Origin of the sequence: Streptomyces sp. Ag109_O5-10 (assembly GCF_900105755.1) — a bacterium.
Classification (GTDB): Bacteria; Actinomycetota; Actinomycetes; order Streptomycetales; family Streptomycetaceae; genus Streptomyces.
The window spans coordinates 6,301,665-6,323,247 of the sequence record NZ_FNTQ01000001.1 but is presented as its reverse complement, the minus strand read 5'-3'; the positions used below and the strand labels follow the sequence as shown (position 1 = coordinate 6,323,247).

At 71.0% G+C, this 21,583-nt stretch carries 14 protein-coding genes; 3 read left to right on the top strand and 11 right to left on the bottom strand.

The genetic code is table 11. The features are described 5' to 3' along the window. The first annotated feature begins 52 nt into the window (after positions 1-52). Positions 53-4,174: a HAMP domain-containing protein gene (locus tag BLW82_RS28820; RefSeq protein ID WP_177233099.1), complete on the top strand. Its 4,122-nt coding sequence runs from the start codon at positions 53-55 to the stop codon at positions 4,172-4,174. Continuing rightward, on the top strand, positions 4,171-4,731 hold the full coding sequence (locus BLW82_RS28815) for a response regulator (protein ID WP_093503144.1): 561 nt from the start codon (positions 4,171-4,173) through the stop codon (positions 4,729-4,731). The genes BLW82_RS28820 and BLW82_RS28815 overlap by 4 nt, the downstream gene beginning before the upstream one ends. 116 nt (positions 4,732-4,847) lie before the next feature. Here BLW82_RS28815 and BLW82_RS28810 read toward each other — a convergent pair whose 3' ends face one another. Further along, the gene (locus BLW82_RS28810) at positions 4,848-6,722 is read right to left on the bottom strand and encodes an AMP-dependent synthetase/ligase (protein ID WP_093503142.1); all 1,875 of its coding nucleotides are present in this window, start codon (positions 6,720-6,722) and stop codon (positions 4,848-4,850) included. Positions 6,723-6,997: 275 nt separating this feature from the next. Next, positions 6,998-8,872, bottom strand: coding sequence for a translation elongation factor 4 (lepA, locus tag BLW82_RS28805; RefSeq protein ID WP_093503140.1), 1,875 nt, complete (start codon positions 8,870-8,872; stop codon positions 6,998-7,000). 221 nt (positions 8,873-9,093) lie between these two features. Here lepA and rpsT point away from each other — a divergent pair, with 221 nt between their 5' ends. Then, positions 9,094-9,360 (top strand): 30S ribosomal protein S20, encoded by a 267-nt coding sequence (gene rpsT / locus BLW82_RS28795; RefSeq protein WP_030735567.1) that lies wholly within the window; start codon positions 9,094-9,096, stop codon positions 9,358-9,360. Between the two features lie 234 nt (positions 9,361-9,594). On the opposite strand, the gene holA is transcribed toward rpsT, so the two are convergent. The 9 genes from holA to leuS all read right to left on the bottom strand — a co-directional run bounded on the left by holA (position 9,595) and on the right by leuS (position 21,399). After that, positions 9,595-10,587 (bottom strand): DNA polymerase III subunit delta, encoded by a 993-nt coding sequence (gene holA, locus BLW82_RS28790; RefSeq protein WP_218162386.1) that lies wholly within the window; start codon positions 10,585-10,587, stop codon positions 9,595-9,597. A 47-nt stretch (positions 10,588-10,634) separates the two neighbouring features. Continuing rightward, positions 10,635-10,880 (bottom strand): hypothetical protein, encoded by a 246-nt coding sequence (locus BLW82_RS28785; protein ID WP_093503134.1) that lies wholly within the window; start codon positions 10,878-10,880, stop codon positions 10,635-10,637. Between the two features lie 68 nt (positions 10,881-10,948). Further along, positions 10,949-11,830 (bottom strand): YceI family protein, encoded by an 882-nt coding sequence (locus BLW82_RS28780; protein ID WP_093503132.1) that lies wholly within the window; start codon positions 11,828-11,830, stop codon positions 10,949-10,951. A 174-nt stretch (positions 11,831-12,004) separates the two neighbouring features. After that, on the bottom strand, positions 12,005-12,856 hold the full coding sequence (locus tag BLW82_RS28775) for an arylamine N-acetyltransferase family protein (RefSeq protein ID WP_093508340.1): 852 nt from the start codon (positions 12,854-12,856) through the stop codon (positions 12,005-12,007). A gap of 13 nt (positions 12,857-12,869) precedes the next feature. After that, positions 12,870-15,467: a ComEC/Rec2 family competence protein gene (locus tag BLW82_RS28770; protein ID WP_093503130.1), complete on the bottom strand. Its 2,598-nt coding sequence runs from the start codon at positions 15,465-15,467 to the stop codon at positions 12,870-12,872. Further along, positions 15,464-16,591: a ComEA family DNA-binding protein gene (locus tag BLW82_RS28765; RefSeq protein WP_093503128.1), complete on the bottom strand. Its 1,128-nt coding sequence runs from the start codon at positions 16,589-16,591 to the stop codon at positions 15,464-15,466. Before BLW82_RS28765 ends, BLW82_RS28770 begins: the two co-directional genes overlap by 4 nt. A gap of 130 nt (positions 16,592-16,721) precedes the next feature. Further along, a complete protein-coding gene (locus tag BLW82_RS28760; protein WP_093503126.1) occupies positions 16,722-17,567 on the bottom strand; it encodes a DegV family protein in 846 nt (281 codons plus the stop codon). 72 nt (positions 17,568-17,639) lie between these two features. Then, positions 17,640-18,368, bottom strand: coding sequence for a hypothetical protein (locus BLW82_RS28755; protein ID WP_093503124.1), 729 nt, complete (start codon positions 18,366-18,368; stop codon positions 17,640-17,642). A gap of 151 nt (positions 18,369-18,519) precedes the next feature. After that, a complete protein-coding gene (gene leuS / locus BLW82_RS28750; RefSeq protein WP_093503122.1) occupies positions 18,520-21,399 on the bottom strand; it encodes a leucine--tRNA ligase in 2,880 nt (959 codons plus the stop codon). Between the last annotated feature and the right edge of the window lie 184 nt (positions 21,400-21,583).

Here is a 21,583-nt window from a genome sequence, read left to right as displayed (position 1 = left end):
GAGTGACAGACTGACTGCGCCCATAAGCACCGAGTTACCGAAGTGGGCCGCCATGAGTGAGAACAGTGCTACGCGTGTGCTCGAAGACGGACAGAAACCGGAACAACTCCGAGCATCCGCGCTGCGCCCTCTGCTCGCCGCGATGACCGCCGCCCGCGACGGCGACTTCGCGAAAGTCCCGGAGACCGGGATCGACGGGGCCACCGGGGAGGGGATCGTCGCCGAACTCACCGCGGTCTTCAACCAGATCATGGACCGCGGCATTCACTTCAACACCGATCTGCGGCGGGTGAAACGGGAGCTGGTGCGCCACGGCCGGCTGGACGAACGGCTGTCTGCGAGCCCCGGCCAGGGCGCCTGGACGTCACGCGTCAACGACGTCAACCAGGTCCTCGACGCCCTGGTCGCGCCGGCCGCGAACGCCACGCGCGTGCTGGACGCGGTGGCCGGCGGCGACCTGACCCAGCGGGTCGATCTGCACGACGGCAGCCGGCAGCTCCGCGGTGATCTGCGCAGGCTGGCCCGCGCGGTGAACACGATGGTCGACCAGCTGTCCCTGTTCACCGGCGAGGTGACCCGGGTCGCGCGCGAGGTCGGCACCGAGGGACGGCTCGGCGGCCGGGCCAAGGTGCAGGGCCTGTCCGGCAGCTGGCGGGCCGTCACCGAGGCCGTCAACACCATGGCGTCCCGGCTGACCGCGCAGGTCCGTGACATCGCCCTGGTGACGACGGCGGTGGCCCGCGGCGACCTGACCCGCACGGTGACCGTCGAGGCCACCGGCGAGCTGCTGGAGCTGAAGCTCACCGTCAACACCATGGTCGACCAGCTCTCCGCGTTCGCCGACGAGGTCACCCGCGTGGCCCGCGAGGTCGGCACGGAGGGCCGGCTGGGCGGCCGCGCCCAGGTACGGGGCGTGTCGGGCGTCTGGAAGGACCTCACCGACAACGTCAACTTCATGGCGTCGAACCTGACCTCCCAGGTCCGCAACATCGCCCAGGTGACGACGGCCGTCGCCAACGGCGACCTCTCACAGAAGATCATGGTCGACGCGCAGGGCGAGATCCTCGAACTGAAGTCGACGATCAACACGATGGTCGACCAGCTCTCCGCCTTCGCCGACGAAGTCACCCGCGTCGCACGCGAAGTCGGCACCGAAGGAAACCTCGGCGGCCGGGCGCAGGTCAGAGGCGTGTCCGGGGTCTGGAAAGACCTCACCGACAACGTCAATTTCATGGCCGACAACCTGACGTCCCAGGTCCGCAACATCGCCCTCGTCTCCACGGCCGTCGCCCAGGGCGATCTCGGCAAGAAGATCACCGTCGAGGCGAAAGGCGAGATCCTCGAACTGAAGTCGACGATCAACACGATGGTCGACCAGCTCTCCGCCTTCGCCGACGAAGTCACCCGCGTCGCACGCGAAGTCGGCACCGAAGGAAACCTCGGCGGTCAGGCGCAGGTCAGAGGCGTCTCGGGAGTCTGGAAAGAACTCACCGACAACGTCAACTTCATGGCCCTGAACCTGACCTCCCAGGTCCGCAACATCGCCCAGGTGACGACAGCCGTCGCCAACGGCGACCTCTCCAAGAAGATCACCGTCGACGCGCGCGGCGAGATCCTCGAACTCAAGGACACCGTCAACACGATGGTGGAACAGCTGCGGGCCTTCGCCGACGAGGTCACCCGTGTCGCCCGCGAGGTCGGCACCGACGGCAGGCTGGGCGGCCGCGCCCAGGTGCTCGGCGTCTCCGGCGTCTGGCGCGACCTGACCGACAACGTGAACTACATGGCCGACAACCTCACCTCACAGGTCCGCAACATCGCCCAGGTCGCGACGGCCGTCGCCCAGGGCGACCTGTCACGCAAGATCGACGTGGACGCCCGCGGCGAGATCCTCGAACTGAAGACCACCATCAACACCATGGTCGACACCCTGTCCTCGTTCTCCTCCGAGGTGACCCGGGTGGCCCGCGAGGTGGGCTCCGACGGCCGGCTGGGCGGCCAGGCCCGCGTGGAGGGCGTGTACGGCACCTGGAAACGCCTGACGACCAACGTGAACGAACTCGCGCTCAACCTCACCACCCAGGTCCGCGCGATCGCCGAGGTCGCCTCCGCCGTGGCACAGGGCGACATGTCCCGCTCGATCACCGTCGAGACCCGCGGCGAGGTCGCCGAACTCAAGGACAACATCAACCTGATGGTGGCCAACCTGCGCGAGACGACCCGCGCGAAGGACTGGCTGGAGTCCAACCTGGCCCGTCTCGCCGCCCTCATGCAGGGCCACCGGGACCTGATGGAGGTCGCCGACCTCATCCTGCGCGAACTGACCCCGCTGGTGAACGCCCAGTACGGCGCGTTCTTCCTGGCCGACCCCGACGAGGACGGCGCCGCCGTACGCACCGCCGTACCGCCCAAGGGCCTCGCGTTCATCGCCGGCTACGGCTCCGCACAGGGCGCGACGGTCGAGACCGGCGGCCTCCCCGTGCACGGCCTGGTCCGCCAGGCGGCCCGCGAGAAGAAGCGGATCCTCGTCGAGGAGACCCCGCCGGACTACATCAAGATCAACAGTGGTCTCGGGGAGGCTGCGCCGACCACGATCGTCATCATCCCGATCCTCTTCGAGGACAAACTCCTCGGCGTCATCGAACTGGCCTCCTTCTCCCGCTTCTCCGACGTCCACCTGGCGTTCTTCGACCAGTTCGTCAACACCATCGGCGTGGCGATCAACACGATCATCGCCAACTCCCGCACCGAGTCCCTGCTCGGCGAGTCCCAGCGGCTGGCGATGCAGCTCCAGGAACGTTCGGACGAACTTCAGAAACAACAGGCGGAACTACAGCGTTCCAACGCGGAACTGGAGGAGAAGGCCGCCCTCCTGGCGACCTCTTCCCAGTACAAGTCGGAGTTCCTGGCGAACATGTCCCACGAACTGCGCACTCCGCTGAACTCCCTGCTCATTCTGGCCCGGCTGCTCTCCGACAACCCGGACGGCCGTCTCTCCGACCAGGAGGTCCAGTTCGCGACGACGATCCACCGCTCCGGCTCGGACCTGCTCCAGCTCATCAACGACATCCTGGACCTGTCGAAGATCGAGGCCGGCCGGATGGACGTCCGCCCCAAACGCCTCCCCCTGATCAAACTCCTCGACTACGTCCACGCGACCTTCCGCCCGGTGACCCTGGACCGGGGACTGGCCTTCGAGGTGACCGTCGGCGACGACGTGCCGCGCGAGATGTACTCCGACGAACAACGCCTCCAGCAGATCCTGCGCAACCTGCTCTCCAACGCGATCAAGTTCACCGCCAAGGGCCGCGTGGAACTGCGGGTGCGCCGCGTGAAGGACCCCGAGCGCCACTACGTCCACGACAGCGACGAGGTGATCGCCTTCCAGGTGTCGGACACCGGCATCGGCATTGCCGCCGAGAAACTCCCGGTCATCTTCGAGGCGTTCCAGCAGGCCGACGGCACCACGAACCGCAAGTACGGCGGCACCGGCCTCGGCCTCTCCATCAGCCGGGAGATCGCCGGCCTGCTGGGCGGCCGGATCGTCGCCGAGAGCGAACCGGGCACCGGCTCCACATTCACCCTGTACGTCCCGGTCGTCAGCCCCGGCCACACGGCACCCGCGCCGGTCGCTCAGAACCACACCGCGCCCGCCCTCGGCCCCGCACCGGTCACCGCCACCGACCCCGACGACTCCTGGCCGACCCCGACCCGCCTCGAGGCCTGGCAGACGGGCCGCGCGGGCCGGGTACTCCCCGGCCGCCGCGTCCTGATCATCGACGACGACATCCGCAACGTCTTCGCCCTCACCCACGTCCTCGGCCGCGTCGGCATGCCGGTGCTGTACGCGGAGAACGGCCGGGAAGGCATCGAGACCCTGGAACGCAACCCCGACGTCGAACTCGTCCTGATGGACATCATGATGCCGGAGATGGACGGCCACGAGACCATCGCGGCCATCCGCCGCGCCCCCCGCTGGAACGGTCTGCCGATCGTCGCCCTCACCGCGAAGGCGATGCCGGGCGACCGGGAGAAGTCCATCGCCCGCGGCGCCAACGACTACGTACCCAAACCGGTGGACGTCGACCGGCTGCTCACCGTCGTCTGCGCACTCCTGGACCCCGACAGCCCACAGGACGGCGAGCGCGCCGACGACGAACGGACGGCGCCATGACCGCTGACGACCGTGCCGGCATCCTCCTTGTCGACGACATGGAGGACAACCTGATAGCACTGGAAGCCGTTCTGGGGTCACTGAACGAGCCGATCGTCAGGGCCCGCTCCGGCGAGGAGGCGATGAAAGCCCTGCTCCGCCGCCGCTTCGCCGTCGTCCTCCTCGACATCCGCATGCCTGGCATGGACGGCTTCGAGACAGCCGCGAACATCAAACGCCTCGACCAGACGAAAGACGTCCCGATCATCTTCCTGACCGGAGCGGACGAGGACGCCGGGTACACCTTCCGCGGCTACGCCACCGGCGCGGCGGACTACCTGACGAAACCGTTCGACCCGTGGGTACTGCGGGCGAAGGTCAACGTGTTCCTGGAACTGCACCGGAAGAACCAGCAGTTGCAGGAACTGCTGGCACGGGAACAGGCCGATTTCGGCGAGTTGGGCAAGCGGTTGGCGGCCATCGAGGACCGCTTGGCCGCGGAACCCGTCGACGTGACAACACTGAGGGAGCAGACCAGGGAGCTACGGCAGCTGTTGAACAGGGCCAGGTCGAACTGAAGGGAAGGGGCGCGGGACCGAGCCGATGCGCGGCTCCGCCGCGGGGGCGCGACCAACCCCACACACCCGCACCCGCACCCGCACCCGCACCCGCACCCGCACCCGGCGACGAACCCCTAGGCCTCCCGTGTCCCGGCGTACATGTCGTCGATCAGATGCTTGTACTCCCGCTCCACGACCGGCCGCTTCAGCTTCAGGCTCGGCGTGATCTCCCCGTGCTCCACGTCGAGGTCCCGGGGCAGCAGCCGGAACTTCTTGATGGTCTGCCACCGCTGCAGCCCCTCGTTGAGCTCCTTGACGTACCCGTCGACCATCTCTACGGTCGCCGGCGCGGCCACCACCTCGGCGTAGGACTTGCCGTCCAGGCCGTTCTCCTTGGCCCACTCCAGGATCGCCACCTCGTCGAGGGCGATCAGGGCGGTGCAGAAGTTCCGGTCGGCACCGTGCACGAGGATGTTGGAGACGTAGGGGCAGACCGCCTTGAACTGTCCCTCGACCTCGGCGGGCGCGATGTACTTGCCGCCGGACGTCTTGATGAGGTCCTTCTTGCGGTCGGTGATCCGCAGGTAGCCGTCGGGGGACAGCTCGCCGATGTCACCGGTGTGGAACCAGCCGTCGGCCTCCAGGACCTCGGCCGTCTTCTCGGGCAGCCCGTGGTAGCCCTGCATGATGCCGGGGCCGCGGAGCAGGATCTCGCCGTCGTCGGCGATCCGCACCTCGCAGCCGGGCAGCGGCTTGCCGACCGTACCGGTGCGGTAGGCCTCGCCGGGGTTCACGAAGGACGCGGCGGAGGACTCGGTGAGGCCGTAGCCCTCCAGGATGTGCACACCGGCGCCGGCGAAGAAGTAGCCGATCTCGGGCGCCAGCGCCGCCGACCCGGAGACGCAGGCCCGCAGCCGCCCGCCGAAGGCCTCCCGCAGCTTGGAGTAGACGAGCCCGTCGGCGACCTTGTGCTTGGCGGCGAGCCCGAAGGGAACGGTCGCGGCACCGGTACGGCGGAAGTTCTCCTGGGTGACCTTGGCGTACTCGCGGGCGACCTCGGCCGCCCACTGGAAGATCTTGTACTTGGCGGCACCGCCCGCACGGGCCTTCGCCGCGACGCCGTTGTAGACCTTCTCGAAGATGCGCGGCACGGCGGCCATGTACGTCGGCTGCACGACCGGCAGATTCTCGATGATCTTGTCGACGCGACCGTCGACGGCGGTGACGTGACCGACCTCGATCTGCCCGGACGTGAGCACCTTGCCGAAGACGTGGGCGAGCGGCAGCCACAGGTACTGCACGTCCTCGGCGCCGACCAGGCCGGTCGCGGCGATCGCCTTCGCCATGTACGACCAGTTGTCCTGGGGCAGCCGTACGCCCTTGGGGCGGCCGGTGGTGCCGGAGGTGTAGATGAGGGTGGCGAGCTGGTCCTTGGTGATCGCGCCGACCCGCTCCTTGATCAGCTCGGGGTGCTTCTCCAGGTACCTGGCGCCGCGCTGCTCCAGTTCGGCGAGGGTGATCACCCAGTCGCCGGTCTCGGCGCCGGCCGGGTCGATGACGACGACCTGGACGATGTCGGGCAGTTCTGCGCGCTTCTGGACGGCCTTGGCGACCTGGGCCGCGTCCTCCGCGATCAGCACCCGGCTCGCGGAGTCGGAGAGGATGAACACCGACTCCTCGGCGTTGGTCTGCGGGTAGACCGTTGTGGTGGCGGCGCCGGCGCACAGGATGCCGAGGTCGGCGAGGATCCACTCGACGCGGGTGGAGGAGGCGAGGGCGACCCGCTGTTCGGGCTCGATGCCGAGTTCGATGAGACCGGCCGCGATGGCGTAGACCCGCTCGGCGGCCTGCGCCCAGCTGAGCGACTTCCAGTCGTCCGGTCCCTGCCCGGAGGCCGCGGGCACCGGATAGCGGTAGGCCTCGGCGTCCGGTGTGGCCGCCACGCGATCCAGGAAGAGGGCCGCCACGGACGGCGGTCGGTTCTCGATCAGTGTCTGTGTGTCGGTCACGACATCCTCCGGGGCCCGCGACGGTGCGGCTGGCTCTCAGTGCGGCTGGGGTTTACTCACGGTGGGGTTCGAGCTGGTTGTTTAACTCGCGAGTAACTATCGAGCAGGGATCAGAGTAAGCCGCGACCGGCCTGCGCGTAAGGGGCATCGGCCTGTCTGTTTCGCCGCATGGTCGACGCAGAGCGACGCTACGCGCGCGTAGGGGTCCGCCGCACTTTCGTACGGCGGACCCCCGTTGTACCCGATTTGCGGCCGCGACCGATTGTTACCCGCGGTTACTTCTTGCTCTTGGCCGATCCCGTGCTGTCATCGCTGGAGAGCACCGCGATGAAGGCCTCCTGCGGAACCTCCACGGAACCCACCATCTTCATCCGCTTCTTGCCTTCCTTCTGCTTCTCCAGCAGCTTCCGCTTCCGGGAGATGTCACCGCCGTAGCACTTGGCGAGGACGTCCTTGCGGATGGCGCGGATGGTCTCGCGGGCGATGACCCGGGAGCCGATGGCCGCCTGGATGGGCACCTCGAAGGCCTGCCGCGGGATCAGCTCGCGCAGCTTGGCGACGAGCCGTACACCGTACGCGTAGGCCGCGTCCTTGTGGGTGATCGCCGAGAACGCGTCGACCTTGTCGCCGTGCAGCAGGATGTCGACCTTGACCAGGCTGGAGGTCTGCTCGCCGGTGGGCTCGTAGTCCAGCGAGGCGTAACCGCGGGTCTTCGACTTCAGCTGGTCGAAGAAGTCGAAGACGATCTCCGCGAGGGGCAGCGTGTACCGGATCTCGACCCGGTCCTCGGACAGGTAGTCCATGCCCAGCAGGGTGCCGCGCCGGGTCTGGCACAGCTCCATGATCGAGCCGATGAACTCGGTCGGCGCGAGGATCGTGGCCCGTACGACGGGCTCGTACACCTCGTTGATCTTCCCCTCGGGGAACTCGCTCGGGTTGGTGACCGTGTACTCGGTCCCGTCCTCCATGACCACCCGGTAGACCACGTTCGGCGCGGTGGCGATCAGGTCGAGCCCGAACTCGCGCTCCAGCCGTTCCCGGATCACGTCGAGGTGCAGCAGACCGAGGAAGCCGACGCGGAAACCGAAGCCGAGCGCGGCGGACGTCTCCGGCTCGTAGACGAGCGCGGCGTCGTTCAGCTGGAGCTTGTCGAGGGCCTCTCGCAGCTCTGGGTAGTCGGAGCCGTCCAGCGGATACAGACCGGAGAAGACCATCGGCTTCGGGTCCTTGTAGCCGCCGAGCGCCTCGGTGGCGCCCTTGGCCTGGCTCGTGACGGTGTCACCCACCTTGGACTGCCGGACGTCCTTCACACCCGTGATCAGATAACCCACCTCGCCGACACCGAGTCCGTCGGCGGACAGCATCTCCGGCGAGTTGGTGCCGATCTCCAGCAGTTCGTGGGTGGCGCCCGTCGACATCATCTTGATCCGCTCACGCTTGTTGAGCTGGCCGTCGATGACACGGACGTACGTCACGACACCGCGGTAGGAGTCGTAGACCGAGTCGAAGATCATGGCGCGGGCGGGCGCGTCGGCGACACCGACCGGCGCCGGGATCTCCTTGACGACCTTGTTCAGCAGCGCGTCGACGCCGAGACCGGTCTTCGCCGAGACCTTCAGCACGTCCGACGGGTCGCAGCCGACCAGGTTCGCCAGTTCCTCGGCGAATTTCTCCGGCTGAGCGGCCGGCAGGTCGATCTTGTTGAGCACGGGGATGATCGTGAGGTCGTTCTCCATCGCCAGGTACAGGTTGGCGAGGGTCTGCGCCTCGATGCCCTGGGCGGCGTCGACGAGGAGGATGGTCCCCTCGCAGGCCGCCAGCGACCGCGAGACCTCGTAGGTGAAGTCGACGTGCCCCGGGGTGTCGATCATGTTGAGGATGTGCGTGCTGCCCTGGTCCGGGCCCTCGGTCGGGGCCCAGGGCAGACGCACCGCCTGGGACTTGATCGTGATGCCGCGCTCGCGCTCGATGTCCATCCGGTCGAGGTACTGAGCACGCATCTGCCGCTGCTCGACCACGCCGGTCAGCTGGAGCATCCGGTCGGCGAGCGTGGACTTGCCGTGGTCGATGTGCGCGATGATGCAGAAATTGCGGATCAGAGCCGGGTCGGTACGGCTCGGCTCGGGCACATTGTTAGGGGTCGCGGGCACGCAGGGTCCTGTCTCTTGAGGCGCCTTATGCCTCGGGTCGGATCGATACGTAGTCTCCATGGTCCCATGGAGAGGGACCGGGGACCGGTTTGGGCCATTCTCCTGCCCGCTGGTAGTGTGGGCAGCTGTGTCTCATGCCCTCTCAGCGCGAGGCACGACCTCAAGAAATCATCGGTACGGGACCTTCGCGGCCCCGCACCAGAACCTGAAAAGGCTCATTCGTGGCGAACATCAAGTCCCAGATCAAGCGGATCAAGACCAACGAGAAGGCCCGGCTGCGCAACAAGGCCGTCAAGTCCTCCCTGAAGACCGCGATCCGCAAGGCCCGTGAGGCCGCTGCCGCGGGTGACGCGGAGAAGGCCACCGAGCTGCAGCGCGCTGCCGCGCGTGCGCTCGACAAGGCCGTCTCGAAGGGCGTCATCCACAAGAACCAGGCCGCCAACAAGAAGTCGGCGCTTGCTTCCAAGGTTGCTTCCCTCAAGGGCTGAAAACTTGATTTGACGCCGGCAGGACCCGGGCGGGCCCTCTCTCATCCGCCCCCGGCCGGCACCCTAGGATCGACGCGCGGCCTGCGTTCGCCACGCGGGCGTCGATCGACAGCTTGAACCGAAGGCCCCGGCTCCCCGCCCTTCCCCAGGGTGGACGCCGGGGCCTTCGGCACGCCCGGGCGCCTCCCGCCCGGCCCGCTGACCCTGAGCTCCGCCGATCGCCCCCGGGGTCGGTCACCCCCGGCCGCGTGACCGCGCCGCCTGCGCGACCGTCACCACGGCCTTCTCCAGGGCGTACTCGGGATCGTCCCCGCCGCCCTTCACGCCCGCGTCGGCCTCGGCGACGGCCCGCAGTGCCACCGCGACCCCGTCCGGCGTCCACCCGCGCATCTGCTGCCGCACCCGGTCGATCTTCCACGGCGGCATGCCGAGCTCCCGGGCCAGATCGGCGGGCCGCTGCCCGCCCCGAGCGCCCGCGAGCTTCCCGATCGCCCGGACGCCCTGCGCGAGCGCGCTCGTGATCATCACCGGGGCCACGCCGGTCGCCAGCGACCAGCGCAGCGCCTCCAGCGCCTCCGCTGTGCGTCCCTCCACGGCGCGGTCGGCCACCGTGAAGCTCGACGCCTCGGCCCGTCCGGTGTAGTAGCGGCCGACGACGGCCTCGTCGATGGTGCCCTCGACGTCCGCGGCGAGCTGGGTGACGGCCGACGCGAGCTCCCGCAGATCGCTGCCGATGGCGTCGACGAGCGCCTGGCAGGCCTCGGGCGTGGCGGACCGCCCGAGCGCCCGGAACTCGCTGCGTACGAACGCGAGCCGGTCCGCCGGCTTGGTCATCTTCGGGCAGGCGACCTCGCGGGCGCCGGCCTTGCGCGCCGCGTCGAGCAGTGCCTTGCCCTTGACCCCGCCGGCGTGCAGCAGCACGAGGGTGATCTCCTCGGCGGGCGACCCGAGGTACGCCTTCACGTCCTTGACGGTGTCGGCGGACAGGTCCTGCGCGTTGCGCACGACCACGACCTTGCGCTCCGCGAAGAGCGACGGGCTGGTCAGCTCGGCGAGCGTGCCGGGCTGCAACTGGTCGGGGTTCAGGTCCCGTACGTCCGTGTCGGCGTCGGCGGCCCGGGCAGCGGCCACCACCTGCTGCACGGCACGGTCGAGCAGCAGCTCCTCCTGCCCCACGGCCAGGGTCAACGGGGTGAGCGGATCGTCGTCAGCAGTCTTCTTGGCCATCGCGCCAAGCATCCCACGGCCCACTGACAACAGGGCCGGCCGCGCTCCTACGGCTCCTCCCGCCATCCCTCCCACTCCCCGGCGAACTCGTCCAGCTCCGCCGGGTCCAGCCGCCCCTGCTCGTCCCTCAGCAGGACCAGCCACTGTGCGTCCTCGGCGTCGTCCTCCCCGGCCAGCGCGTCCCGCACCAGCCGCGGCTCCTCGTCGACCCCGAACCGCTCCCCGAGGGCCTCGCAGGCCTCCTGGGCCGCGTCCCGGTCGGGCAGCACCAGCACATGTCTCACATCGCTCACGCCCCCATTCTCGGGCACCGCCGGCCACCGGTACGAGCCGCGGCGACAGGGCGGGGCGCGGGGCCGGCTCAGCCCTTCGGGACGATCTGCACGTCCAGGTCGACGCGGATGCTCGGCCCGACCACCGCGATCCCGCGCGCCAGCATGGTCTGCCAGCTCACGGTGAAGTCGTCGCGGTGGAGTTCGGTGGTGGCCCGGCAGGCGGCCCGGACCTCGCCCTCCATGCCGTTGCCGAGCCCGAGGTACTCCGTGTCGAAGGTGACCGTGCGGGTCACCCCGTGCAGGGACAGCGCCCCGGTGACGCCCCACCTGGCGCCGCCCCTGTGCACGAAACGGTCGCTGTAGAACTCCAGTGTCGGGAAGCGCCGCACGTCGAGGAAGTCAGCGGAACGCAGATGGTCGTCGCGCATCCGGACGCCCGTGTCGATGGTCGCGGCGTCGATCACGATGTGCATGGCGGAGTGCTCCATCGGTTCGGCGATCCGTACCGCGCCCGCGAACGAGTTGAACCGCCCATGGATCCGCGCCAGTCCGATGTGCCGGGCGGTGAAGGCGATCGAGGAATGCGTCGGCTCGATCTCCCAGTCCCCCGGCGCCGGAAGCTCCGGCGGCTGGGCGACCTGGAGGGTGACGTCACCGAGCGCGGCGAGGCAGTTCTCGCCGACCTGCGCGGTGGCCCGGTACGGCGTGAACCCCTCGGCGGACACCGCGAGCCGGTATTCCCCGGCCGGCACCGCCGTCACGAACGACCCGTAGGGATCCGCACCCCCGCTGACCACCGTGCGTCCCATGGTGTCGGTCACCGCGAACTCGGCGTTCGTCACCGGTTCGTTGACCGGGTCGAGCACCCGGCAGCTCAGCACCCCGGCGTCGGGCGCGGTCTGCACCGCCGCGAGGGGGCTCGCCCGCTGCACCCGGTTCGTTCGGTTTCCCATCAAGCGGCCGAACATCCTCGCCACCCCTGTACGCCTCGCCGTCATCCGTTGCCGAAGAAACATTCGATCATTGATGCGGCTTTCGGGGCAACACGGCACCACATCGCGGGAATCCGGCACATGCGCCGGAACTACCCACGAGTAGAACACTACGCGCCGGTAGAAACGCGTTCTCCCACGAAACCCGAATTAGCCGCTCCGCTTGCCTTTCCACGGATTTCGCACAGTCGGCACACAGTCCAGTACGATCCCGAACCGCTCCCGGTAGACCCCGAGCACCTCCTCGTCGTGCGCCAACTCCCTCACTTCACGCGTCCCGTCGGCCGCCGTCCGCGTCAACGTCCGCCCGCTGAGCGTGATCCGCCCGCCGTCCCCGGTGACCCGGGAGCAGACCAGCGACTGGGTGAAGTGCGACGACGGCGAGGTGCTGTGCCACCACGCCCCGGCCGTGAAGTCCCCGAGCACCCGCGGCCGGACCTCCAGCCGGTACTGCGGCTCCCCGTCGCGCAGCACGTCCAGGTCCCCGCCCACCGCGCGTTCCCCGCCCCCGCCCACCGCCCCCGCCTCGTCCGGCTTGGCCTCCGCGATCCGGAACGTCCCGCCCGGATCGGCCTGCTCGCCCCGCTCCGCGAACGCCAGCGGGTGGTGGCTGTGCGCCCCGAACCCCACGTCGGCCAGCCACTCGGCGCCGTCCTCCGTCCGCACCCGCAGCGCGAGATGGTCGTACGGGATCCCGAGCCGCCCCTCCGCCCCGTACACCCGCCCCGCCAGCGGCGTCACCCCGAAACCGAGCGCGGTCAGCAACACCGAGAAGGCCCCGTTGAGTTCGTAGCAGAACCCGCCCCGGCCCGCGCCCGCCACCTTCTCCACCAGCCGCTCCCCGGCCAGCACGATCTCCTCGCCGAGGTGCACCGACAGGTTCTCGAAGGGCACGGTCCGCAGGTGCCGAAGGTGCAGCTCGCGCAGGGTGTCCGCGGTGGGCCGGGCCGGACGGGCGGCTCCGAGACGGCCGAGGTAGGCGTCGATCTGCGCCGGGTGCACCGAGTTCATGCCCTCAGTCTCGCGCCACGCGCAGCTCCCCCGCCTCCCCGCCCGTGCCGCCTCCGGTCACGGCGAGCGCCCCGTCCCGGTCGGTCCGCAGCACCATCGCCCCCACGGCCCGCAGTCCGGCCACCGTGCCGGGTGCCGGATGGCCGTACGGGTTGTCCGCCCCGCAGGAGATGAGCGCGACCCGCGGCGCCACCAGCCGCAGCAGCTGCGGATCCTGGTACGCGGACCCGTGGTGGGCCACCTTCAGCACGTCCACGTGGCCCATCTCGGCCGCGGCCGGTGATCTCAGCAGCTCCTGCTGCGCCGGGGGTTCGAGGTCCCCGAGCAGCAGCATCCGCAGCCCGGCCGAGCGGACCAGCAGGGCGACACTGGCGTCGTTCGGTCCGTCCGGCAACGGGGCCGGGTCCGGGGGCGGCCACAGCACCCGCCAGTCCAGCGGCCCGGTCCTGCGCCGCTCCCCGGCGACCGCCCGCGTGAGGGGGACCCGGTGCTCGGCGGCCTGCCTTCTGACGAACTCGACCTGGTCCACGGGTTCCTCGAACCCGGTCGTCTCGATCTGCGCCACCTCACGGCCGCGCAGCACCCCGGGCAGGCCCGCGACGTGGTCCGCGTGGAAGTGGGTGAGGACGACGAGCGGGATCCGGGTGATGCCGAGTTCCCGCAGGCAGTGGTCGACCAGTGCCGGATCGGGGCCGGCGTCCACGACCACACCCGTGCCCGCGCCCGCCGCGAGCACGGTCGCGTCCCCCTGCCCGACATCGCACATGGCCAGCCGCCAGCCGGGCGGCGGCCAGCCCGTGACCACCCGGGCCAGCGGCGCCGGACGCACCACCAGCAGCACGAGCAGCACCCCCAGCACCCCCAGCACCCCGCACCACCACGGATGCCGCAGCAGCCGCCGCCCCAGCGCCACGACGGCCACCGTCACCCCGGCCAGCAGCAGCGCCCCCGCCCAGCTCCCGGGCCAGTCCACGCCCGCACCCGGCAGCCCGGCCCCGGTCCGGGCGATGCCCGCGATCCACCCGGCCGGCCAACCCGCGCACCACGCCAGCACCTTGGCCGCCGGCATCGCCACCGGAGCCGCCGCGAGCGCCCCGAACCCCAGGACCGTGGCCGGCGCGACCGCGATCTCCGCCAGCAGGTTGCAGGGCACCGCCACCAGACTCACCCGCGCCGACAGCACCGCGACCACCGGTCCGCACACCGCCTGCGCGGCCGCGGCCGCGGCCAGCCCCTCGGCCAGCCGCTCCGGCACCCCGCGCCGCCGCAACGCCTCGCTCCACCCGGGTGCCAGCAGCAGCAGCGAACCGGTCGCCAGCACCGACAGCAGGAAGCCGTAACTGCGGGCCAGCCACGGGTCGTACAGCACCAGCAGCAGAACCGCCGTGGCCAGGGCCGGGACCAGGGACCTGCGGCGGCCGGTCGCCAGGGCGAGCAGGGCGACCGCTCCGCAGGCCGCGGCCCGCAGCACGCTGGGGTCCGGGCGGCACACCACGACGAAGCCGAGCGTGAGCGCCGACGCGAACAGTGCCGTCGCCCGCAGCGACAGCCCGAGGCGCGGAGCGAGCCCCCGCCGCTCGGTCTGCTGGGCCAGTCCCGGCGGTCCGATGAGCAGGGCGAGCAGGATGGTGAGGTTGCTGCCCGACACCGCGAGGGTGTGCGCGAGGTCGGTCGCCTCGAACGCCTCGTCCAGCTCCGGGGTGATCCGTGAGGTGTCCCCGACGACCAGTCCGGGCAGCAGCGCCCGCGCGTCCTCGGGCAGCCCGTCGGTCGCCTCCCGCAGCCCGGCCCGCAACCGTCCGGCCAACCGCTGCGGCCCGCTCGGCTCCCCCACCACCGCCGGCGCGGGACGCTCCCGCACCCGCAGCAGCGCCGCGACCCGGTCGCCGCCGGCCGTGGCCGGCGCCAGCCGCCCGCTCACCCTCAGCCGGGTCGAGGGCAGCAGCCCGAGCCACCGCGCCCGGCCGCCGCCACCGGGCGCCGGTACCCCCGTGTCCACGGCCATCAGCACCGGTGAACGGGTCGTCACCACGGTCCCGTCGCCCTGCTCCAGCCGTCGCACCTCGCCGCGCACCAGTACGGCGGCCGGCGTGGCGTGGTCCCCCCGGACGCGCGGCCTGGCGGTCCACGGGTCGCCCGTGAGCTCCACCTCGGCGGTCACGGTGGCGTACGCGCGGGCCAGACCGGGAACCGGTCCGCGACGAACGTCCGCCCCGTGCAGCCCCGCGGAGCCGGCCGCCCCGGCGACGCAGAGGAGCAGGGCGCCGCCCGAGGCCCGCCGCCAGGCCCTCGGCCTGGCCGACGTGGCATCGGCCGTCCCCGTCCCCGTCCCCGTCACCGGCCGGGTGCGGGCCCGGCCGAGCCCCAGCAGGACCGCCCCGGCGCCCAGGCAGACGACGGCGATCGCGGCCGTCCACGCGGGCGGCGCGTCCAGTGCCAGGGCCGCCGTGGCCCACACGGCCAGCGCGGGCGGCACGAGCCGCAGGTCGGCCCGCGCGTCCTGCCGGGCGGGCGCGGTCCCGGTCCGCGGCCCCGGGCCGGCTCGCACCGACCGGCCCACGGCCGCGGGTCCTGGTGCCGCTCCGTCGGTCGCGCGGCTCATGGCCGTACCAGGTCCCGCAGGTCGGAGTAGCGGCGGTCGCCGATGCCCTTGACCTGGCGGAGTTCGTCGACCGAACGGAAACCGGCGTGCTGGGTGCGGAAGTCGAGGATGTGCTGGGCCAGTACCGGGCCGACTCCGGGCAGGGCGTCGAGCTGCTCGACGGTCGCGGTGTTGAGGGAGAGCGGGGCCGCCGGGCCCGCTCCCGTCGCGGGACCGCCCGCGGCCGGACCTGGTGCGGCCGGCGGCGCGGGGCCTCCGACGACGATCTGTTCGCCGTCCGTCAGGAGGCGGGCGCGGTTGAGTCCGTCGGTGTCCGTACCGGGCCGTACCCCGCCCGCCGCCCGCAGCGCGTCGGTCACCCGGGAGCCGGCGGGCAGTGTGTGGACCCCCGGATCCCGGACCTTCCCGGTGACATCCACCACAATCTCCCCGCCAGGCCTGCCGGTTCCGGCGGGCGTACCGGGCGCCGCGGCGGTACCGGTTCCGACGGCGGCGGTTCCGGTGGCCTGGGTCTGCTCATCGCCCTTCTCGTACGGCGCCTCCGCGCGCACCACTTCGGGCGCGCTCACGGACTCGGTCCGGCCCGTCCAGAAGTGCTGCACGGCCAGTGCCGCGGCCACGACGAGCACCACCCCCAGGGCGACCGCGCCCCGGCGTTCCAGCCCGCAGCGTGTCTGGAGCCACACCGGCATCCGCTCCCGAACCGCGAGCCCGACCCTGGACCGCAGCCCGGGCAGCGCCGGCTCGCGGCGTGCCGTGACCTCGCCGGCCAGTGCGCGGGCCGACGACATCACGGCCGCCGCCGTGGACAGCGCAGCCGCGGCGGTGCGCACTCCGGCCGTGGCCGTGCGCACCGCGGTCGTGGCCGCGGTCAGTCCGGTCGCCGCGCCGGTGCCGGTCACCGTCTCCGCGGTGGGCTGTCCCTGACCCGGCCCGGGCCTGACGACGGCGCGCTCGCCGAAGAGGAGTTCCGCCCGGCGGCGCAGTTCGTCCGCCGGAGCCGGGCGGTGCCGGACGCAGGCCCGGACCGGGAACCGCCGGTGCCGGGTGCGGCCGTCGGAGGTGGGGCCCCGGCCTGGGCCACTGGTCGCATGTGTCTCGTGTGAGCGTGATCGAAGTGCCATGCGACGAGGATCGGGCTTCCCGCCGAACCGCGATGATCTTGCTCGGTTTCCGTGGACAGCGCCCGCGTTGTGGAGAACTACGCCACTCGTACGAGTGATGTGGCGAAGTGCACGCCCTCCGGTCCCCGGCTCAGCGGAGCGAGACGACCGCCCCGAGCAGCCCGGGTCCGGTGTGCGCCCCGATGACCGCGCCGACCTCGCTCACGTGCAGGTCGGCCAGCCCGGGCACCCGCGCCCGCAGCCGGTCGGCGAGGGCCGAGGCCCGGTCGGGAGCGGCGAGATGGTGGACGGCGATGTCCACCTCGGCGCCGCCCGCCCGCTCGGCCGTGAGCTCCTCGAGGCGGGCGATGGCCCGGGACGCCGTCCGTACCTTCTCCAGGAGCTCGATCCGGCCGCCGTCCAGCTGGAGCAGGGGCTTCACGGCGAGCGCGGAACCGAACAGGGCCTGGGCGGTGCCGATGCGGCCGCCGCGGCGCAGATAGTCGAGAGTGTCGACGTAGAAGTACGCGGAGGTCCCGGCGGCCCGCTTCTCCGCGGCCGTGACGACCTCGTCGACGGTACCGCCCGCCTCGGCGGCCTCGGCCGCCGCGAGCGCGCAGAAACCGAGGGCCATCGCGACCATCCCGGTGTCGACCACACGCACCGGGACCGGTGCCTCCCGGGCGGCGACGACGGCCGCGTCGTAGGTGCCCGACAGTTCGGCGGAGAGGTGGAGCGAGACGATTCCGGTCGCTCCGGTCCCGGCTACCTTGCGGTAGGTCTCGGCGAACACCGCGGGGCTGGGCCGGGAGGTGGTGACGGGGCGACGCTTCTGCAAAGCCTGGGCCAGGGAACGCGTCGAGATCTCGGTGCCCTCTTCGAGCGCCCGGTCGCCGAGGACCACGGTCAGCGGCACCGCGGTGATGCCGTGGCGCTCCACCGTCCGCGGCGGCAGGTAGGCCGTTGAATCGGTGACGATCGCGACATGGCGGGACATGAGCTGGAGGTTACCTGGCGTAGCCCGGGTGCGGCAGCCCGCCCCCGGCCGCCCGGACAGGGACCGGCCGGATCAAGTGGTGCTCTCCGGCCGGGGCTTCTTCTGCCAGGGGCACCCCCGAAGCCGGCCGGGCGGGGTGATCGCGGGCTGCACCGGCTCCTCGGCCGCGGCCGGCCGGGGTTGCTCGGGCCAGGTCTGACGGTCGGCGGGACCGGCGGCGGCCTCGGTCCACGGCGTGGTCTGCGCGGCCGGGTCCGGCCGGGTCCAGTGCCGCAGGGCGTCCGCCTCGACGCCGATCTGGGTGCTCAAGGTGTCCAGGTCGTCGTCGGCGAAGCGGCGGGCCCGGTCGCGGGCCGCCCAGCGCAGCGCGTCCGCGGACCCGGTGATCTGCTCGGTACGGCGGCGCAGTTCGGGCAGGCGGGTGGCGAGCGTGGCCCGGTCCGGTTCGGCCTCCAGGCGCCTGAGTTCACCGTCCAGTTCCTGCCCGTGAGCGCTGAGCCGCTGGAAGAGGCCGAGGGACTCCTTGAGCGACTCGTCCTCGGCGATGCCCGCGTGCAACGCGTCCTGGGTGGCCCGCATCGAGGTGCGCAGGGCGAGCCGGAGCTGGGCGATCTCGCCTGCCGGGCCGATCTGGACCATGGACTTGGCGCGCAGCGTGTGTTCCTCGACCGCGCGCCTGGCCTGGCTGATCGTGCGGTCCACGCCGCGCTTGGCGGCGCCGACCGCCTTGAAGGTGACGTACGCCCCACCGGCGACGAAGAGCAGGAAGAGCACGGCGAATACGGCGATCACTGTCTCCACGGTGCTCCTCCTCGCTGCCCACCACCCCGGCCGTTTCCGGGCACGGCGTGGATGGCCGTGCCCCTCAACGGTAAACGCAAAGGGCAGGCCCGGAGTTCCGGAGGAACCCCGAACCTGCCCGTAGGGGACCACCCGGAGATGGCCACGGGTGTCACGCCGTGACGATGTTCACCAGCTTCGGCGCGCGGACGATCACCTTGCGGATCCCCGCGCCGCCTAGCGCCTTCACCACCGTCTCGTCGGCCAGCGCCGCCTTCTCCAGCTCCTCGTCGGAGATGGCGGGCGACACCTCCAGACGGGCCTTGACCTTGCCCTTGATCTGCACGACGCAGGTCACGGTCTCGTCGACGACGTACTCCGGGTCGGCGACCGGGAAGTCCCGGTGCACGACCGAGTCGGTGTGGCCCAGCTTGCGCCACAGCTCCTCGGCGATGTGCGGGGCCAGCGGCGCGATCATCAGGACCAGCGGCTCGGCGACCGGACGCGGCACCGCGCCGCCCGCCTTCGTCAGGTGGTTGTTCAGCTCGGTGACCTTGGCGATGGCCGTGTTGAAGCGCAGCCCCTCCAGGTCCTGGCGGACGCCGTCGATCGCCTTGTGCAGGACGCGCAGCGTCTCCTCGTCCGCCTCGGCGTCGGTCACGGTGACCTCGCCGGTGGCCTCGTCGACGATGTTGCGCCACAGCCGCTGCAGCAGCCGGAACTGGCCGACCACCGCGCGCGTGTCCCACGGCCGGGACACGTCCAGCGGGCCCATCGCCATCTCGTACAGGCGCAGGGTGTCGGCGCCGTACTCGGCGCAGATCTCGTCCGGAGTCACCGCGTTCTTCAGTGACTTGCCCATCTTCCCCAGCAGGCGGGTGACCTTCTCGCCCTGGTAGTAGTAGGCGCCGTCCTGTTCCTCGACCTCGGCGGCGGGCACCGGGAAGCCGCGGCCGTCGCGGTAGACGTAGGCCTGGATCATGCCCTGGTTGAACAGCTTGTGGAACGGCTCGGCGGACGAGACGTGGCCCAGGTCGTACAGGACCTTCGACCAGAACCGGGCGTACAGCAGGTGCAGCACGGCGTGCTCGGCGCCGCCGACGTACAGGTCGACACCGCCGTGCGGCATGCCCGCGCGCGGGCCCATCCAGTACTGCTCGATCTGCGGGTCGACCAGCTGCTCGCTGTTGTGCGGGTCCAGGTAGCGCAGCTCGTACCAGCAGGAACCCGCCCAGTTGGGCATGGTGTTGGTCTCGCGGCGGTACTTCTTCGGTCCGTCGCCCAGGTCCAGGGTGACGTTGACCCAGTCCTCGTTGCGTGACAGCGGGGTCTCGGGCTGGGTGTCGGCGTCCTCGGGGTCGAAGGTGCGCGGCGAGTAGTCCTCGACCTCCGGCAGCTCCAGCGGCAGCATCGAGTCGGGCAGCGCGTGGGCGACACCGTCCTCGTCGTAGACGATCGGGAAGGGCTCGCCCCAGTAGCGCTGGCGGCTGAACAGCCAGTCGCGCAGCCGGAAGTTGACGGTGCCCTCGCCGATGCCCTTGCGGGCCAGCCACTCGGTGATGCGGGCCTTGGCCTCGGCGACCGGCAGGCCGTCCAGCCTGATGTCGTCGTTGGAGGAGTTGATGATCTTCGCGTCGTAGGAGCCGAAGGCGTCCTCCCACGTCGACGTGTCGGTGCCACGGCCGTCGGTCGGCTCCACGATGCAGACGATCGGCAGCTCGAAGGCGCGCGCGAACTCGAAGTCGCGCTGGTCGCCCGCCGGGACCGCCATGATCGCGCCGGTGCCGTAGCCCATCAGCACGTAGTCGGCGATGAACACCGGGATCTTGTCGCCGTTGACCGGGTTGGTCGCGTACGCCCCGGTGAACACCCCGGTCTTGTCCTTGGCCTCGGCCTGCCGCTCCACGTCGGACTTGGCACCGGCCTGCGCGCGGTAGGCGGCGACGGCGTCGGCGGGCGTGGCGTGGCCGCCGGTCCACGCGTCGTGGGTGGCCTCGGGCCAGGCGTCCGGGACGAACCGGTCGACCAGCGGGTGTTCGGGTGCCAGCACCATGTAGGTCGCGCCGAACAGGGTGTCCGGGCGCGTGGTGAAGACGGTGATCTTCTCGCCGTCGATCGGGAAGTCGACGCGGGCGCCCTCGCTGCGGCCGATCCAGTTGCGCTGCTGCAGCTTGATGGCCTCGGGCCAGTCCAGCTCGTTCAGGTCGTCCAGCAGCCGGTCGGCGTAGGCGGTGATGCGCATGTTCCACTGGCGCAGCTTGGCCTTGAAGACGGGGAAGTTGCCGCGCTCGGAGCGACCGTCGGCGGTGACCTCCTCGTTGGCCAGGACGGTGCCCAGGCCGGGGCACCAGTTGACCGGCGCGTCGGAGGCGTAGGCCAGGCGGAACTCGCCCAGCACGTCGCCGCGCTCGGTCGAGGTCAGCTCGTGCCACGCGCGCGTGTGGCCGGGTACGGCGCGTTCACCGGACTCGAACTGGGCGATCAGCTCGGAGATCGGGCGAGCCTTGTCGGCCTCGTCGTCGTACCAGGAGTTGAAGATCTGCAGGAAGATCCACTGGGTCCACTTGTAGTAGTCCGGGTCGATCGTGGCGAACGACCGGCGCTTGTCGTGGCCCAGGCCCAGCCTGCGCAGCTGGACCTTCATGTTCTCGATGTTGGCCTCGGTGGACACGCGCGGGTGCGTGCCCGTCTGCACGGCGTACTGCTCGGCGGGCAGGCCGAAGGCGTCGAAGCCCAGGGTGTGCAGGACGTTGTGGCCGTTCATCCGCTGGAAGCGGGCGAAGACGTCGGTGGCGATGTAGCCCAGGGGGTGGCCGACGTGCAGGCCCGCACCGGACGGGTACGGGAACATGTCCATGATGAACTTCTTGGGCCGGGCGACCACCTCGGGGTCGCCGGCCAGGTCGCCCGTCGGGTTCGGCGCCGCGTAGGTGCCGTCGGCGTCCCAGAAGTCCTGCCAGCGTGCCTCGATCTCGGCCGCCAGGGCGGCCGTGTAGCGGTGCGGCGCGGCCTCCGCCGACGTGGCGGCGGCAGCGGGGTTCGTCTCGCTCATGATCCTCAAAGCTCCATCGGTCGTCTCTGCCGGCGGCTGCGAACGTTCTAGAAACGAAAAATCCCCTCGCACAGGAGGGGACGCCGCGCCGATGCCGACCAGCCGGTCTTCCGGCGGTCGGGACTGATCAGCGCGGCCCGCTAAGCAGAAGGCGTACGGCACGCATGGCGTCAGAGTACCGCAG

Excerpts from the sequence above, each read along its gene's own strand:
- BLW82_RS28820 (WP_177233099.1), top strand. The coding sequence starts at position 53 with ATGAGTGAGAACAGTGCTACGCGTGTGCTCGAAGACGGACAGAAACCG.
- BLW82_RS28815 (WP_093503144.1), top strand. The coding sequence starts at position 4,171 with ATGACCGCTGACGACCGTGCCGGCATCCTCCTTGTCGACGACATGGAG.
- holA (WP_218162386.1), bottom strand. The coding sequence starts at position 10,587 with ATGGCCAAGAAGACTGCTGACGACGATCCGCTCACCCCGTTGACCCTG.
- BLW82_RS28780 (WP_093503132.1), bottom strand. The coding sequence starts at position 11,830 with ATGTTCGGCCGCTTGATGGGAAACCGAACGAACCGGGTGCAGCGGGCG.
- BLW82_RS28770 (WP_093503130.1), bottom strand. The coding sequence starts at position 15,467 with ATGAGCCGCGCGACCGACGGAGCGGCACCAGGACCCGCGGCCGTGGGC.
- BLW82_RS28765 (WP_093503128.1), bottom strand. The coding sequence starts at position 16,591 with ATGGCACTTCGATCACGCTCACACGAGACACATGCGACCAGTGGCCCA.
- BLW82_RS28760 (WP_093503126.1), bottom strand. The coding sequence starts at position 17,567 with ATGTCCCGCCATGTCGCGATCGTCACCGATTCAACGGCCTACCTGCCG.
- leuS (WP_093503122.1), bottom strand. The coding sequence starts at position 21,399 with ATGAGCGAGACGAACCCCGCTGCCGCCGCCACGTCGGCGGAGGCCGCG.